The sequence below is a fragment of the Sulfurisphaera ohwakuensis genome (assembly GCF_009729055.1).
GTDB classification, from domain to species: Archaea; Thermoproteota; Thermoprotei_A; order Sulfolobales; family Sulfolobaceae; genus Sulfurisphaera; species Sulfurisphaera ohwakuensis.
The window spans coordinates 200,251-215,592 of sequence record NZ_CP045484.1; the positions used below are offsets into that span (position 1 = coordinate 200,251).

A 15,342-nucleotide genomic window follows, 5' to 3' on the forward strand; every position below is an offset into this window, starting at 1 on the left:
AAACGTTTAAGAGTAGTAATAAAGAATATATAGTATGCAAAGCTCAACACAAAAATACTGTGAAATGTGTGGTACTCCTATAAAAGGAAAAGGTATTACAGTTGCTTATGAAGGGAGTATTATTACTGTATGTGTATCTTGCTATAATAAAATTAAAAAATCTGCAAAAATAGTTAATGATAAAGAAATAAAGAAAAACGAAGAAAAGAAAAAAATAAAAGCATCGACACCAAAATTATCTACTGAAGTGGAATTAGAAGTAGTAGATGACTATTACAAGGTAATTAAAGAGGCTAGAGAAAGACATGGTCTTTCCCAACAACAGCTAGCTCAGCAGTTAAAAGTTTCAGAAAATGTAATAAAGAGATTCGAAAGTGGTAAATTAAAACCAACAATACAACAAGCTAAACAATTAGAAAAAATCTTAGGAATCAAAATACTAGTACCAGTTGAGTCAGAAGAAGAAGGAGAGGAAAAAGATTTTGAGTTAACACTGGGTGATGTAGCAAACATCAGAGAGGGAAAGAAGTGAAAGCAATACTCTTTACGGCAGATGAGTACAAAGATGAAGCCTTATCATTAGCAGAAACAGCATTTTATGAAATAGCAAAAATCTACAAAATTCCAAAAAAACCTAATCCAAATTTTTATATTCAAAAAGATAAAGTAGAGGAAATTAAAAAACTAAATGATATAGATGCTATTATAATTTTTGATTTATTAAAATCAAGACATTTTATAAATCTTAACAAAGAACTTTTAGGAAAGAAAATATTAGATAAAGTTATTCTTCTTCTAGAAATATTTGCGCTTCATGCAGGATCTAAAGAGGCAAAATTACAAATAGAATTAGCTAAATTAAAGTACGAATTACCTATCCTTAAAGACATGTATAAAAAGGCTAAAATTACTGAACAGCAAGGTCCTTTAGGTGCAGGTGTATACGGTGTAGAATCTACAATTAGACTTTATCAGAGAAGAATAGTAAAAATAAGAAAAGAATTAGAAGAAATAAAGAAAGCCAAAGAAGATCAAATAAGGAGAGTCAATTTCAATAGTGTAGCAATCGTAGGTTATACTAATGCTGGTAAAACTACTATTTTTAATTACTTAACTGGTTTAAATCAAAAAGTAGACTCTTCAATGTTTACAACTACATCCCCTAAAAGATACGCAATACCAATAGATGGAAAGAAAATAATGCTTGTGGATACTGTGGGTTTTATTAGAGGTATTCCACCACAAATAATTGAAGCTTTCTTCGTTACTTTATCAGAGGCAAAATATGCTAATGCCCTATTACTTGTCCTGGATTCTTCTTTATCAAGTACTTTACTGGTTGAAATGTTGCAAAGTTCTCTTGAGATATTACGTGAACTAGGAATATCTGGGAAGCCTATGATCATAGCATTAAATAAAATTGATAAAAATAATGAAGAGAAAGAAGTAGAAGATAAAGTAAATTTAGTAAAAGAATTGGCAAACTCACTCTACACTCCAATAATAGATGTAATTCCAGTGTCAGCGTTAAAAGGAATAAATATGAATATATTAAGGGATAAAATATTAGCATTAATTTAAAAGATATTTATGTTTTAAGATTACATCATAGGCTGGAAAGGGACAAAAGAGTTACGACGCATGTAGCTCTTGTAGCTAGAGCATTTGGGGCCAAAGGAATATTTATTCATGGAGAGGATATGAATCTGTTAAAGACAATAGAGAAAGTAAAAGCTAATTGGGGCGGAAAATATTTTTCAATAGAGTTTGTTAAAAATCCCAAAAAAGTAGTTAGAGAATGGAGAAGCTCTGGAGGCATTGTGGTTCATTTAACAATGTACGGTATTCCCATAGATAATATAATAGAAAAGATAATAGAAAAAAATACGAAAATTCTAGTTATTGTAGGATCAGAAAAAGTAGAAGGCTGGTATTATTATAATTCAGATTATAACATTGCTATAGGTAACCAGCCTCATTCTGAAGTAGCCGCATTAGCTATTTTTCTGGATAGAATATATAAGGGTGGAGAACTAAATATACAATTTAGTGATGCAAAATTATCTATTATACCCCAAGAAAGGGGGAAGAAGGTGAGGAAAAATGAGTAGTAGGGCAGAAGAATTGATACTTAGCCTGGCAAAGGATCTAGTTGGTGAAGATGCAACAGAATTATTAAAGTTTCTCTTAAGAAAGAGAATTGAAATGACAGATGATGATATAGCGAAAGAGCTTAATGTAAAAGTAAACGAAATTAGGAAAAAGTTATATTTACTTTCTGAGCAAGGTTTTATAACCTATCGTAAAACAAGAGATAAAGAAACGGGTTTATTTATATATTACTGGAAAGTAAACCTAGATCAGATAAATGAATTATTACTTAACAGAAAAAGATTAGTACTAGAAAAATTAAAAGCGAGATATGAGCAAGAGAAAGATTCTTTATATTATTATTGTCCTCAAGATAATATTCAATATAATTTTGATGAAGCATTAGAGAATGAATTTAAATGTCCAAAATGTGGATCACCACTAGAATATTACGACTCAGAGAAAACTAAAAAATTCTTAGAGTATAAGATAAAGCAAATTGAAAACGAAATAGAAAGAGAGACACGGCATGGCTCCAATAGTCGTTGATCTTTTTTCTGGAGCTGGAGGATTTTCTCTAGGATTCAAAAAATTAGGCTTTGATATTAGATTTGCAATAGATATTAATCATGCAGCCGCAAGAACTTATGCGACAAATTTTCCAAATACAATAGTTATAGAAGATGATATACGAAATATTACAGGAAGAGATATAGAATATTTAATAGGTAGAAAAGTCGATATCGTAATAGGAAGTCCTCCTTGCGAACCATATACTGGAGCAAATCCATTAAGAATGAAAGAACCTTTAGATAGACTTTACCTAGATGAAGATGGACAATTAACACTTGAATATATAAGAATTGTAGGCGAACTTAGACCAAAGATATTTGTTATGGAAAATGTACCATCCATTATTGGTACGGAATCTCTTAAATCTGCTATAGAATATGAATTTTATAAAATAGGTTATAAGATATTCTTTAATTTTTTAAATGCAGAAGATTATGGTAACCCGTCAAAAAGAACTAGAGTATTTATTTCCAACATAGAAATAAATCCACCAAAATCTAAGGAAAAAAAGACAGTTTGGGATGCAATAAAGGATTTAGAAGGAAGAACAGACATACCAAACAATGAAGTTCAAGAGTTAAACGAGAATAAAATAAAGGAAATATCAAACTTGGATTACGGGGATTATCTGACCATGTTTAGAGGCAGTAATGGTAGGAATATACCCTTATATGTTAGACTTAATCCTTATGATATAGCTCCCACAGTTTTAGGAAATTCGAGATTCATTCATCCTTTCGAAAACCGATTCTTAACAGTCAGAGAACAAGCTAGATTAATGAGTTATCCAGACGATCATATTTTTCTAGGTAGTAGAGATGAGCAATATAATCAAGTAGGAGAAGCAGTTCCAGTAGTCTTATCTACCGCTATTGCGCGAGAAATAATGGGAAAAGTATATGGAATTGTTTATAGTGCTACATAACATAAGTAGTACTCAAAGAATTATTGATTTTGCAAAATTAATTTTTAATTTAAATATAAATCACTTTATAGTAACAAAAGTAGGTGGAGTAGCAGCACAAGCTGGTGTACCAGAAGTAAGCAAGTTAGCTTATAAAAATAATAAATCATTTATAATACTACCAGATCTGAAAGATGCAATAGAAATTTTCAGGCCAGAAGTAGTTTATCTTTTTACACAGTCAGCAGAAAAAACATTTACAAAAGATTTACTTAAAGATAAAAGTAGAGTGATGCTTGTCTTTCCGGGAAATGAAAGCGGATTCAATAAATTAGAATTAAATTTAGGTGAACCAGTTAAAATAGAAGGGTTAAGTAACGAAATATCTCCGGTTGCTCTTGTAGGCATAGTGGCATACTGTTTAATTAATGAAGGGAAAATTTTGAATAAACAATAATTGAAGAAACTTTTATAAGTCAAAATATATAATAAGTTGTACAAGGGCCCGTCGTCTAGCCTGGTTAGGACGCCGCCCTTACAAGGCGGAGGTCCTGGGTTCAAGTCCCAGCGGGCCCATATTTTATGTTCTTCTTATTGCTAGGGTTATAAGTTAATGGAACAGCAAAGATTAAATGTGCAACGATATTGAGTTAAGATATAATGAATACAAAATATGCCAAAAGTAAACGTGGGCAAACCAAGATCTGGGCGATTCAGGGATCCTTTGCGAATTGTAATAATTCTATGAAGAAATAATTGATTATATGCCATTATCTCCATTAAGTCGATGGTATAAACTCCTTGGTATCTCCAATTGTTAGTTTACAATCAATTTTTTGATTTCAAAATATTAAAATAAAATGAAATCGCAAAGATGCCGTGAAAGACCCAAACTGATAGCTATGCTCATAATGTTTTCACTAGGCATAAATTTATTAATTAATGAAAATCTCTATAAAGAGAAGATGCTAAGAAAAGGTTTTATACATTCTCATGTGAATATAGAAATATAAATACCATAATGACGGCACTATGACTATACTATTCCTTTCCCTTTCGTTTCTTCTATGAAATATACGCCTATACATGTAATGGTTATGTAGCTTAACATTATGAATATAAAGAGGTTAGGATAGTCTGAAATTAAGAGAGGGGCTAAGGCACCTCCTAGTATACTTGCTAGTTGATATGAGAAATTAGCTGCAGTAAACCTATATTTTTTATTAAATATTTCGGTAAAAATTGAGGATTGAGGAGCATATAATGCAGAATCAGAGATAGACATAACTATTTCTCCATAATAAATGATTTTTAATGATAAAAGATAACTTCCAACCCCCATTATAATGAGACCTATAATAACTACTAATCTTCTTCCAATAATATCTGATAAAAAACCAAAAAGTGGCATTGTGAATAGTTGAAATATAATTGCTTCTAAAACTATTATAGGAAGCTCTTTCAAATTAGAATATAGAGAAAAAATATAAGCCGAAAAAACGTAAAAAGCTGCACTTTCACTTACTTTTATACTAATAGATTTTAGTATATTTTTCCAATCATTCAATATTGCATCAAATAATGGAATTTTACTACTGAACATTTTTTCCTTGTTTACACCTTTAATTAACGGTAATGCTATTAGAGTTAAAACAGTTATAATTAGAAAAGATTCTCTCCAAGGAATTGAATATAAGAAAATTAGAAGAAGCGTAGAAGAGGAAAGTATTATGGCTATAGGTACAGATAATTGAATTATACTCGCAATAGTTCCTCTAAGTCTATGAGTTGAATAGGTTTCTATTATTACAGTACTAGCACCTCCCCATTCACCTCCTAGACTTAAACCCTGTAAAATCCTAGAAATAAAAACAATAAATATACTTGGTATTAAAACAATTAATGAAGATATGATTAACGTAATTCCAGTTAGCAATAATGCTGTTCTTCTACTAATTTTATCCCCTATGTATCCAAATAAAATACTGCCTAAGGCCCTACTTATAAAACCCATTATAAATATCGACAATCCTATAAATTCATTAAATATTATAAAAGAAAACTGAGAAAATAAGAAAAATGCGTACCATTGTGATATTGTTAATAATAAACTACCTATGATTACTCTTTTCATATAACTAAATCTTAATGTGTATCTCTCACTAATATTTATTTGCAATCTATAAAAATTATCAATCTTAGCAGCATAGATCTAAATATATTATAAAGTAATATATATAATAAATAGAAAAGATATTTAAAAAAATAAAATATAAGTTACATATGGTATTTAATCATATTAAAGGAAATGTAAATATTCCAGGAGAAATACCTTGGGATATAGTATTAATATATTTTGTAGTAGCACCAACGCTATTGTATTTGATTGCAAAAAAAGAAAATATAATCAAAAAATTTACTACTCTAGATTATGTATATATTGGGATAGGTGCAGCTATTGCTACAGTATGGGAGTTTTTTATAGGAAGTTTTTTAGATAGAGTAATAGCAATAAGTTATATCGATTTAGCGTTTTGGGGGAGAATGCTTATATTAATTATAGTAGTTGCAATTATAAGAAAGTTTGGAGCTGGAATGTTATCACTAGTAGTATTTGACGTTTTGGCAGATGCTGCACATTATGGCTGGTCTGGTCAACCACTATTCTTTATTTATGAAGGTTTAACGTATGGTTTGTTCATCGACTTGATTATTGTAATAACTAAGGGAAGACCTTTTGAAGGTAAGTATGCTGCACTTCAAGGTGCTTTAGTAGGCTTCTTGTGGAGTCTGCCAGATCCTCTACTGTGGGAAGGATTTTTAAGACCCTTTATGTATGGTGGTATAGTAAACTGGGATAAAATAGGTTTCGATATTCTGATGTCTTTTCCGTTTACGATCATAGTTGGTGCGATAGCGGCACTTACATCAGTAAGAGTTGCTAGAGCAATAGGAGCATAAGTTAAACTTTTTTTATTATTTTCTTTTTACACCCTATGGACTATAAGGTTAAAGATCTTAGTTTAGCTGGACAAGGTAAAAAACAAATAGAATGGGCAGAAATACACATGCCAGCATTAATGGAGATAAGAAAGCAATTTGAGAAAGAAAAACCTCTTCAAGGATTAAGGATTAGTGCTGTCCTTCACGTAACTAAGGAAACTGCTGTATTAGTTAAGACTCTAAAAATAGGAGGAGCTACAGTTGCATTAGCTGGTAGTAATCCGTTATCTACTCAAGATGACGTTGCAGCTGCACTAGTTGAGGAGGGAATTCATGTATTTGCATGGAGAGGTGAAACTGAAAAAGATTATTATGATAATATTAAAGAAATTCTAAAATATGAACCTCAAATAATAATGGATGATGGAGGAGATCTTCATGCTTATGTCCACGAAAATATGCCACAGTTAAAACTATTTGGGGGTACAGAAGAAACAACAACAGGAGTAATAAGACTAAAGGCTATGGAAGAACAAGGAGTCCTAAGATATCCAGTAATCGCTGTAAATAATGCTTTTACAAAATACTTATTTGATAATAGAATAGGTACTGGACAGAGTACAATAGATGGAATACTTAGAGCAACAAATATACTAATTGCTGGTAAAGTAGCTGTAGTAGCTGGATACGGATGGGTAGGAAGAGGGATAGCTCAAAGGCTTAGAGGTATGGGTGCTAGGGTTATAGTGGTCGAAGTATCTCCTTTAAGAGCATTAGAGGCAGTTATGGACGGTTTTGATGTAATGCCAATGAGTAAAGCTGCAGAATTAGGGGAGATTTTTATCACTGCTACCGGTAATATAAACGTAATAAGAAAAGAACATATTCTAAAAATGAAAGATGGTGCAATTTTAGCAAACTCTGGGCATTTTAATGTAGAGATAGACGTAAAAGGATTAAAAGAAATGGCAAAATCATCAAGATTGATAAGACCAAACTTGGAAGAATATGAATTACCTAATGGAAAAAGAATTTATTTATTAGCTGAAGGTAGATTAGTTAATTTAGCTGCAGCCGAGGGACATCCTAGTGAGGTTATGGATTTAAGCTTTTCAAATCAAGCTTTATCGGTAAAGTATATTTATGAAAATAGAGGAAAGTTAGAGAATAAAGTATATAATGTTCCACAAGAGATAGATGAAACGGTTGCTAAATTAAAATTAAAGGGAATGGGAATAGAAATAGAGCCAATGACACAAGAACAAATAGAATACATGAAACAATGGAGATATGGTACTTGACCTTTTTTACTTAGCGTAACTCTTTTAAATCATTTTAGCATATTTGTTTATTGGGCCCGTAGCTTAGCCCGGTAGAGCGCCCGGCTCATAAAGATCCTTCTCTTGAGAGACCGGGTGGTCCGGGGTTCAAGTCCCCGCGGGCCCATCTTTATTCCTTAACTATTTGTTGTAGGTTAATCATAAAGCTCGTATTAGGTAGAGGATTTAAAAAACATCAATGAGAAAACGCGGATTATTATGGTAAAGTTTATTAGTAAAGATGTATTGAAATATTGATGATAGTCCCGCCGTAGCTCAGCCCGGTGGAGCGCCCGGCTGTAGGGAAGGAGGGCACGCGGTGACCGGGTGGTCCGGGGTTCAAGTCCCCGCGGCGGGACTTTATTTTTGTTACATATTCTTAACAGTTAGTGAATTGATCAATTCTAAAGTGAGTCTTAATTATGATGAATTAGTTAAATTAAACCGTTTATTCCTCTACTTTTTACTCATATTATACGTTAAAGAAGTAATATGAGATTTCTCAGCAATGAATTAATTTCTTATATTTCTAGATTTAAAGCGAAATATTTTCTATTCTATATTAAGAAAATTTTATAGATAGCATTGCTTATTAAACTATGATCAAGCTTTTTCCCTTTTACTCTCATATGTTACAACATAATTACTACTAACGTGGATTCTTTATATCTTCTTTCGGCTCCACACATTTTTACGGCAAAATTTTATGAGTTGCCAAAGCTTTTAAATGCGAATTGTCAACCATAATACTTGACGGAAAATGACGAAATAAAAGACGCGCTATAAATATGGCAGCTATATTATATGCAAAAGAAAAAGACGGTATTATATATATAAATTGGAAACGATAAACGGTGAGATAAAAGAAACTTACGTTGGTTCTTTAGCTGATGTTGTTGAATCATGTATCAAATTGAAAAATGGAATTGGGGGTGTAAGAATCCCCCACATGGGCCCGCTGGGACTTGAACCCAGGACCTCCGCCGCGTCAGGGCGGCGTCCTAACCAGGCTAGACGACGGGCCCATTATCATATTTTAAATTAAGATTTAAAAGATTATAGGTTAAGAATTACCTAGTTTTAAACTACTCTTATGCTATCAAGTATCTGTGGAGCATAGACTTTAGTCCCTTTCATTCCAATTTTTTCTTTCTCTCTTTCTACTAATCTTCTGAAAGATTCTATAGAGCCAGGTTCGCCATGATTTAGTAATAGATTCTTCGGTTTTACATTTAGATTCTTTAAGAAGTTTAGAAGCTGTCTTCTATCAGAGTGACCAGAGAATCCTTCCACTCTTGTGACTTCCATCTTTATTTGTATATTCTCAATCCTACCATCTCTATCAATAATTTGTATTTCTTGTGCTCCATCACTTACTTTTCTACCCAGTGTTCCCTCTGCTTGGTAGCTCACAAAAATTATCGAATTCCTACTATCTGGAGCCATTGTCTTAAAGAATTCTACTGCCGGGCCTCCATTTAGCATACCAGATGTTGCTAAGATAATTGATGGCTCGCCTTGCACAATATCTTCTCTATATCCTTCAATTCTGTGGAAGAATTCCGACATGAACGGATTCTCATCCTTATACAGTATTGCTTCCCTTACTTCTCTGCTTAACATTTCTGGGTAAGCATTATGTATTGCTGTAATTTCTTCAACTAAACCTGTGACATAGATTGGTACTTCTGGTATTAACTTCTTTTTCATCGCATCATTTAAAACCAGCATTATTTCTTGACCTCTTCCAACAGCTAGAACGGGGATTAGTACTCTTCCTCCCCTACTAATGGTTCTATTTATAATCTCTATAAGTTTTGCCTCAGCTTCTTCTCTGTTTTCTTGTTCATGGTCTCCATATGTTGTCTCCATAATTATAGTATCAACTCTTGGAAACTCATCGTTAGCCTTATCTAATAATTTAGTTCTAGCATATTTGAAATCACCAGTATAAACGATATTATGTGTTCCATCGCCTATATGAAGATGCGCCATAGCAGAGCCTAATATATGTCCAGCATTATAGAATGTTAGTTTAATATCTGGAGCTATATCAGTAACTTCTTCATAATCAAGTGTTATAGTGTGTAACAATTCTTTCCTAACTTCCTTGGCTGTATAGGGCAAGGGTCTTCCTTCTTTCTCCGCTACATCTAGTGCATCTAATTGCATTAATGCCATTATATCTCTTGTGGGTGCAGTTGTGTAGACAGGGCCATTATAGCCATACTTAAATAATAAAGGAACCATTCCGCAATGGTCTAGGTGTGCATGCGTTATTACTACTGCATCAATATCTTCAAGTCTTACTTGATCAATGTCAAGCTTTGGAAATAATTTTTCTCCATAACTTACACTTGGATTTAATCCTACGTCTAATAATACTTTGCTTTCTGGAGTCTCTACAAGTACTGCAGATCTACCTACTTCTTGGAATCCACCTAGTGCAGTTATCCTAACATTTCTATCTTTGAATAGCAGTTCTCTATGTATTCTTTCACCAAAAACCTTTAACATCTTTGCTCTATATTCAGTCTCATTATAAATATGTGTTAAGATACTATCATATGTTCTAGATTTTAATGGCGGTTCTCTTACTATTATAGGTCTCCAAAAAGTCTCAAAAAATATTTTATTCTGGATTGTTCCTCCTTTACCTATCACGAGTCCGGGTTTTTTAGCTTTTATTAGTACTTCACCTAATTCATCATCAAACTTTATATCTGTAATTTCTGCCTCCTTTGGTACAATATTCTTTATAATCTCTATTGTTTCTTTCTTATCTTTTCTTGCTTTCTCATCAGCTTTCAGCACAATTCTCTTTCTAATGTCCTTTGCAATTTTCTTGAACAATTCTGTTTTATCAGCCAATATTGTTGGGTTCCTAACATATATTGCTATTTCTGGGCCTTCAAACTCAATTTTTGTTATTCCAGCCTCTTTTGGTATATTATTATATATTGTTGCTATTATGTTTAATCTAAGAGACGACACCTATTTCACCAACTATAAGAAGTAGATGTACAAATTAGATATGGTAATTTTTAATATATAAATGCTTGTTATATAAGTTGTGGAGCTGAAGGAACATATAATTGACTTGCCAAAGAAAGTTTACATTGGTTATGATATAATTGATAATATAAAAGAATACATATTATCACTTAATCTTTCTGGTCCTTTCTTGGTAGTAACTGGTCCACTAGTTAGGAAAATTATTACGGATAAAATCATAGAAAATTTTAAAGATGAGAGCGTTGAGGTCGTTGAAGTAAAAATAGCATCAATTGATGAAGTAAATAAAGTAGAAGAATTAGCTAAGAGTTCTAAAATTAATACAATAATTGGTGTTGGAGGAGGAAATATTATAGATGTAGCAAAATATGTTGCTTATAGAATTGGAAAAGAATTCGTTAGCCTTCCTACAGCCCCCTCGCATGATGGAATTACCTCTCCATTTGCATCAATTAAAGGTCTAGGAAAACCTACTTCTGTTAAAGCAAAAGGCCCAATAGCGATAATTGCAGACATAAATGTTTTAGCTTCAGCACCTAGAAGACTAATTAATGCTGGAATAGGTGATACAATAGGTAAAATAACGGCTGTAAGAGACTGGCAATTAGCAGCTAAATTAAGGGGAGAATATTATGGAGATTATACAGCATCCTTAGCCCTTATGTCAGCCAAGCACGCACTTTCTTGTGCTAAAATTCTTGATAAAGACATCAGAGCTGGCGTTAGAGTTCTAACAGAAGCTTTAATAAGTAGTGGCGTTGCCATGGGTATGGCTGGAAGTACAAGACCCGCTAGCGGTTCTGAACATTTATTTGCACACGCTATCGAAATCCTATATCCAGATAAGGCTTTACATGGAGAGTTAGTAGCTTTAGGTACAATTCTTATGGCCTATATTCATGGTATAAATTGGAAAAAAATTAAGAAAGCGATGAAAAAAGTTGGTTTACCTACTAAGGCTAAACAATTAGGAATTCCAGATGAAATAGTTATAAAAGCATTGACTATTGCTCACACTATAAGACCAGAAAGATACACTATTCTAGGAGATAGGGGTTTAACATGGGAAGCTGCCGAAAAAATAGCTAAGGAGACTGGAGTTATTGAGTAAAAACTTCTTTGTTATAGTTCTCTATATATGTTACAGTTGATTCTGGTAATACATAGTTTATAATATCTTTTGCTAACATATATTTTCTAATTTGTATATCTTCAACTAGATATAATTCTTTAGGCAATGTGAATTTAACATTTTTCTTCTCATCTAACTCCATGTTTAATTTATCAACATAAGATGAGCCTAACCATCTCTCTATTAATGCTTTTATTTTGTCGCTCTCATTTTCTAAAACTTTTACAACCTTTACCTTATATACTAACGTTTTGCCAGCTAATGGGTGGTTTAAATCTAATATTACTCTTCCACCAGATACACTTTTTACTACAGCTAAGGAACCATTAGATAATCTTACAACCATATTAGGATAAGGATTTATACCTTGTCTTCTTAATTCTCCTAAGGAAATTGTTTTAACTTTAGTATTGTCTCTAGGTCCATAAGCTTTTTCTGGAGGAATCTCAATTTCTTTCTCTTCACCTGGATTCATTTGATATAATGCTTCTTCTAGTCCTTGAATAACATTATGTTCGCCTAATATAACTAGCTTAGGCGCATATTTAGTTTCTTTATTATAAATATTAGCCTTCTTTGCTTCTTCCTCAATAGTTGTATCGAACACTTCACCAGTATCTTTTACTTTTCCAATGTAATCTATATAGACAAAATCTTTATCTTTTAACATTTTCTAATCTAAAATCTGTAGGGCTTGTAGTTTATAAAGCTAAGTAGAAGGTTAAAGTTTTAATTTAGTATCTTAATGTTTTTAATGAAATGAAAGGAACGCCCTCTTTTGGAAAAATGAACAAATCACCAACTCATGTAAGATGCAGAAGATGTGGTAGGAATTCGTTTAATGTTAGAAAAGGCTATTGTGCTGCATGCGGATTTGGAAGAAGTAAGAAAATAAGAAGATATAATTGGCAAAATAAGAAAGTTAATGGTTTGAGGCTCGTATAAATGTATGAATGGCATTGGCATATAGAATGGCAAACTCCATACGAATTTCATGGACACGCTATAACTAAAGTGATTGCGGAAGAAAAAACACCTTATCAAAGAGCCCTTTTAGTTGAATTAGCTAGATTCGGGAAAGCACTAATATTAGACGGAAAAATACAATCTACAATAACTGACGAGTTCATATATCATGAGGCATTAGTACATCCATTACTTTTATCTATAAGTAGTCCAGAAAAAGTTCTAATATTAGGAGGGGGAGAAGGAGCAACATTAAGAGAAGTTCTTAAACATAAAACTGTAAAGAACGCTATTATGGTTGATATAGATCCTGTAGTAATCGATTTTGCTAAAAAATATTTACAAGAATGGCATCAAGGAGCTTTCGATAATCCCAAAAGTAAATTAGTCATAGAGGATGGCTATAAATTTATTAAAGAAACAAAAGAGACTTTTGACGCAGTGATTATTGATCTTACGGACCCAATAAAAGATTCGCCTTCCCAAATGCTATATACTAAAGAATTTTATGAAGAAGTTAAGAGAATAAGTAAATGGGGTATAGTAACACAAGCTACTTCTCCATCATTTAGTTTAGAAACCTTCTCCATAATTTATAATACAATAAAACATGTTTTCAAAAAAGTAAGTGCTGGAATAACATATGTACCGGCATTTGACGGCTTATGGGGATTTGTATATGCTTCAGATGAAGTTAATCCAGCAGAATTTAGTAAAGAAGAAATTAATAATAGAATTAAAGAAAGAATAGAAGGAAGTCTTAGGTTTTATGATGGTGAAACTCATATTACAATGTTTAGTATCCCGAAACATATAAGGGAAGTACTAGAAAAAGAAAATAAAATTTCGACTAGAGAAAATCCAGTAGCTGTTCCAGCATAGTCTTTTTATTTTATGTTTTCAAATTTTATACTTGCCGGGGTGCCCGAGCGGACTAAGGGGGTAGGCTCGAGACTTTCCGGCGTTAGAGATGGCGGGCGACCTACTGCCCCTATGGGGCACGCGGGTTCAAATCCCGCCCCCGGCGCGTAATAATTTTAAGCCTTAAAAAACAATAAAATAAGAGAAGCGGGGGTGCCCGAGCAAGGTCAAAGGGGTCGGGCTCAGGACAAGATATGTGAGATCCCCGATGGCATAGGCCTGCGTGGGTTCAAGTCCCACCCCCCGCATTTATTAATAGTTTCAATATATAAATGGAGTTTAATGTTAATGTGACAAAGAATTTTGGTAAATGCTGAAGACCTTTAAGGAATTAATTAATGCATTTTTATCTCATACATAGTTACAAAAATTTACATATTAAGTATATGAGGTTGTAGTTTTGAAAACTATTTTTATTTTCATTGATGAAAATACCATAATGGAAATGCACTATTTTGTTAAAGAAACTGAATATATATCGGTATTTCAAGATAAGTTGTATTAAAAAGATTTTGGAATATATAGGATTAAATTATACATTGTTTTCTACATGTTCCTTTAATATTTAAATTATACTCATGTGTTATCCAAACTTGTGGTGAAAAGAAATAGCAATTACTAAAGAGCAGCTCTTAGAAAGAGGAAAAGAAATAGTTGATAAAGCTAGGGAGAAAAATGTAATACTAAGATTAATTGGTGGAGCCGCAGTTGCCATATTAGCTCCTAAGGGTAGTGAAGTGTTTGCGAGAAAATATAAAGATATTGACTTCTTTGGTATTTCTAGCCAAAGTAAAAAAATAAGCGAAGTATTAGAAAGTGTAGGAATGATAGGAAATAAACGCTTTAATGCCTTACATGGTGATAGAAGATTAATGTTTTATGATCCTAAGATAGACTCTACAGTAGATGTTTTTCTTGATGTCTTTGAAATGTGCCATAAAATTACTCTAAAAGATAGATTAGCAATTATGCCTTATACAATTCCTCCTTCTGATCTATTACTAACAAAATTGCAAATTATTAAATTAACTGAAAATGATGTAAAAGATCTTTTTGCTCTATTAACAGACTTAGAGCTAGGTGATCATGATGACGGGAAAACTATTGATATAAATTATATTGCTAAACTTCTCGCAGATGACTGGGGATTTTATACAACTGTTACTGATAACATAGAAAAACTATTAAATGAATTTAATCCACCATCAAATGTAGCTGAAAAACTTAGAATACTAAAAGAAAAAATTGAGAAAGAGCCAAAATCCTTAAAGTGGAAGATGAGAGCAAAAATTGGTAGAAAAGTTAAGTGGTATGAGGAACCAGAGGAAGTAGGACAATTTAAGATATCTGGTGAAAGTCTATAAAAATTTCTTTGCAGAAATGTATGTGTATTAAAAAGAAAGAAGTTTATCCCTCTTCCTTTTTAGTTAGTCTACCATGGTTTCTCATTAAGTTTATGTATTGATAGAAAAGGTGCG

At 32.4% G+C, this 15,342-nt stretch carries 15 protein-coding genes, 6 tRNA genes and 1 pseudogene; 18 read left to right on the top strand and 4 right to left on the bottom strand.

All coding sequences use genetic code 11. From position 1 onward, the window contains the following. Positions 1-34: 34 nt before the first annotated feature. The 7 genes from D1869_RS01240 (at position 35) to D1869_RS01270 (ending at position 4,144) form a co-directional block, all read left to right on the top strand. Complete coding sequence (locus D1869_RS01240) at positions 35-532, top strand: multiprotein bridging factor aMBF1 (RefSeq protein WP_156013584.1); 498 nt, start codon at positions 35-37, stop codon at positions 530-532. After that, positions 529-1,581: a GTPase HflX gene (hflX, locus tag D1869_RS01245; protein WP_156013585.1), complete on the top strand. Its 1,053-nt coding sequence runs from the start codon at positions 529-531 to the stop codon at positions 1,579-1,581. Before D1869_RS01240 ends, hflX begins: the two co-directional genes overlap by 4 nt. Before the next feature lie 119 nt (positions 1,582-1,700). After that, positions 1,701-2,111 carry a tRNA methyltransferase gene (locus D1869_RS01250; protein ID WP_196772271.1) on the top strand — a complete coding sequence of 137 codons (411 nt, stop codon included), beginning with the start codon at positions 1,701-1,703 and terminating at the stop codon, positions 2,109-2,111. Then, entirely contained in the window at positions 2,104-2,640 is a 537-nt protein-coding gene (locus D1869_RS01255; protein WP_156013587.1) for a transcription factor, read from the top strand. The genes D1869_RS01250 and D1869_RS01255 overlap by 8 nt, the downstream gene beginning before the upstream one ends. Then, complete coding sequence (locus D1869_RS01260; RefSeq protein WP_156013588.1) at positions 2,621-3,589, top strand: DNA cytosine methyltransferase; 969 nt, start codon at positions 2,621-2,623, stop codon at positions 3,587-3,589. The genes D1869_RS01255 and D1869_RS01260 overlap by 20 nt, the downstream gene beginning before the upstream one ends. After that, entirely contained in the window at positions 3,564-4,025 is a 462-nt protein-coding gene (locus tag D1869_RS01265) for a RecB-family nuclease (protein WP_156013589.1), read from the top strand. Before D1869_RS01260 ends, D1869_RS01265 begins: the two co-directional genes overlap by 26 nt. 44 nt (positions 4,026-4,069) lie before the next feature. Continuing rightward, a tRNA-Val gene (locus tag D1869_RS01270) sits at positions 4,070-4,144 on the top strand. A 460-nt stretch (positions 4,145-4,604) separates the two neighbouring features. Here D1869_RS01270 and D1869_RS01275 read toward each other — a convergent pair. Next, positions 4,605-5,702: an MFS transporter gene (locus D1869_RS01275; protein ID WP_156013590.1), complete on the bottom strand. Its 1,098-nt coding sequence runs from the start codon at positions 5,700-5,702 to the stop codon at positions 4,605-4,607. Between the two features lie 149 nt (positions 5,703-5,851). Here D1869_RS01275 and D1869_RS01280 point away from each other — a divergent pair, with 149 nt between their 5' ends. From D1869_RS01280 to D1869_RS15265, 5 genes and pseudogenes are all read left to right on the top strand, one after another. Continuing rightward, positions 5,852-6,529 carry a hypothetical protein gene (locus D1869_RS01280; protein ID WP_156013591.1) on the top strand — a complete coding sequence of 226 codons (678 nt, stop codon included), beginning with the start codon at positions 5,852-5,854 and terminating at the stop codon, positions 6,527-6,529. Positions 6,530-6,564: 35 nt separating this feature from the next. After that, positions 6,565-7,812: an adenosylhomocysteinase gene (ahcY, locus tag D1869_RS01285; RefSeq protein WP_156013592.1), complete on the top strand. Its 1,248-nt coding sequence runs from the start codon at positions 6,565-6,567 to the stop codon at positions 7,810-7,812. Positions 7,813-7,864: 52 nt separating this feature from the next. Continuing rightward, positions 7,865-7,957: transfer RNA gene (locus D1869_RS01290), tRNA-Ile, on the top strand. 138 nt (positions 7,958-8,095) lie between these two features. After that, a tRNA-Tyr gene (locus tag D1869_RS01295) sits at positions 8,096-8,188 on the top strand. A gap of 480 nt (positions 8,189-8,668) precedes the next feature. After that, positions 8,669-8,752, top strand: a pseudogene (locus D1869_RS15265) (putative integrase); the annotation flags it as partial. 28 nt (positions 8,753-8,780) lie between these two features. Here D1869_RS15265 and D1869_RS01305 read toward each other — a convergent pair. Next, a tRNA-Val gene (locus D1869_RS01305) sits at positions 8,781-8,855 on the bottom strand. A gap of 55 nt (positions 8,856-8,910) precedes the next feature. Next, positions 8,911-10,824 carry a beta-CASP ribonuclease aCPSF1 gene (locus D1869_RS01310; RefSeq protein ID WP_156013593.1) on the bottom strand — a complete coding sequence of 638 codons (1,914 nt, stop codon included), beginning with the start codon at positions 10,822-10,824 and terminating at the stop codon, positions 8,911-8,913. Between the two features lie 79 nt (positions 10,825-10,903). On the opposite strand from D1869_RS01310, the gene D1869_RS01315 reads away from it, so the two are divergent. Next, positions 10,904-11,956: an NAD(P)-dependent glycerol-1-phosphate dehydrogenase gene (locus tag D1869_RS01315; protein WP_156013594.1), complete on the top strand. Its 1,053-nt coding sequence runs from the start codon at positions 10,904-10,906 to the stop codon at positions 11,954-11,956. Here D1869_RS01315 and D1869_RS01320 read toward each other — a convergent pair. Next, positions 11,946-12,647: a peptidylprolyl isomerase gene (locus D1869_RS01320; protein WP_156013595.1), complete on the bottom strand. Its 702-nt coding sequence runs from the start codon at positions 12,645-12,647 to the stop codon at positions 11,946-11,948. The two genes, D1869_RS01315 and D1869_RS01320, sit on opposite strands and share 11 nt — an antisense overlap. An 89-nt stretch (positions 12,648-12,736) precedes the next feature. Here D1869_RS01320 and D1869_RS01325 point away from each other — a divergent pair, with 89 nt between their 5' ends. The 5 genes from D1869_RS01325 (at position 12,737) to D1869_RS01345 (ending at position 15,228) form a co-directional block, all read left to right on the top strand. Then, positions 12,737-12,922 (top strand): 50S ribosomal protein L37e, encoded by a 186-nt coding sequence (locus tag D1869_RS01325; protein ID WP_010978307.1) that lies wholly within the window; start codon positions 12,737-12,739, stop codon positions 12,920-12,922. Continuing rightward, complete coding sequence (gene speE, locus D1869_RS01330; RefSeq protein ID WP_156013596.1) at positions 12,923-13,825, top strand: polyamine aminopropyltransferase; 903 nt, start codon at positions 12,923-12,925, stop codon at positions 13,823-13,825. Between the two features lie 33 nt (positions 13,826-13,858). Further along, a tRNA-Ser gene (locus tag D1869_RS01335) sits at positions 13,859-13,970 on the top strand. A 41-nt stretch (positions 13,971-14,011) separates the two neighbouring features. Next, positions 14,012-14,112, top strand: a tRNA-Leu gene (locus D1869_RS01340). Between the two features lie 360 nt (positions 14,113-14,472). Next, complete coding sequence (locus D1869_RS01345; RefSeq protein WP_156013597.1) at positions 14,473-15,228, top strand: hypothetical protein; 756 nt, start codon at positions 14,473-14,475, stop codon at positions 15,226-15,228. Positions 15,229-15,342 lie beyond the last annotated feature (114 nt).

Coding starts and splice junctions, on each gene's coding strand:
- D1869_RS01320 (WP_156013595.1), bottom strand. CDS start 12,647: ATGTTAAAAGATAAAGATTTTGTCTATATAGATTACATTGGAAAAGTA.
- D1869_RS01240 (WP_156013584.1), top strand. CDS start 35: ATGCAAAGCTCAACACAAAAATACTGTGAAATGTGTGGTACTCCTATA.
- ahcY (WP_156013592.1), top strand. CDS start 6,565: ATGGACTATAAGGTTAAAGATCTTAGTTTAGCTGGACAAGGTAAAAAA.
- D1869_RS01275 (WP_156013590.1), bottom strand. CDS start 5,702: ATGAAAAGAGTAATCATAGGTAGTTTATTATTAACAATATCACAATGG.
- D1869_RS01325 (WP_010978307.1), top strand. CDS start 12,737: ATGAAAGGAACGCCCTCTTTTGGAAAAATGAACAAATCACCAACTCAT.
- D1869_RS01265 (WP_156013589.1), top strand. CDS start 3,564: ATGGAATTGTTTATAGTGCTACATAACATAAGTAGTACTCAAAGAATT.
- speE (WP_156013596.1), top strand. CDS start 12,923: ATGTATGAATGGCATTGGCATATAGAATGGCAAACTCCATACGAATTT.
- D1869_RS01250 (WP_196772271.1), top strand. CDS start 1,701: ATGAATCTGTTAAAGACAATAGAGAAAGTAAAAGCTAATTGGGGCGGA.
- D1869_RS01280 (WP_156013591.1), top strand. CDS start 5,852: ATGGTATTTAATCATATTAAAGGAAATGTAAATATTCCAGGAGAAATA.
- D1869_RS01255 (WP_156013587.1), top strand. CDS start 2,104: ATGAGTAGTAGGGCAGAAGAATTGATACTTAGCCTGGCAAAGGATCTA.
- D1869_RS01260 (WP_156013588.1), top strand. CDS start 2,621: ATGGCTCCAATAGTCGTTGATCTTTTTTCTGGAGCTGGAGGATTTTCT.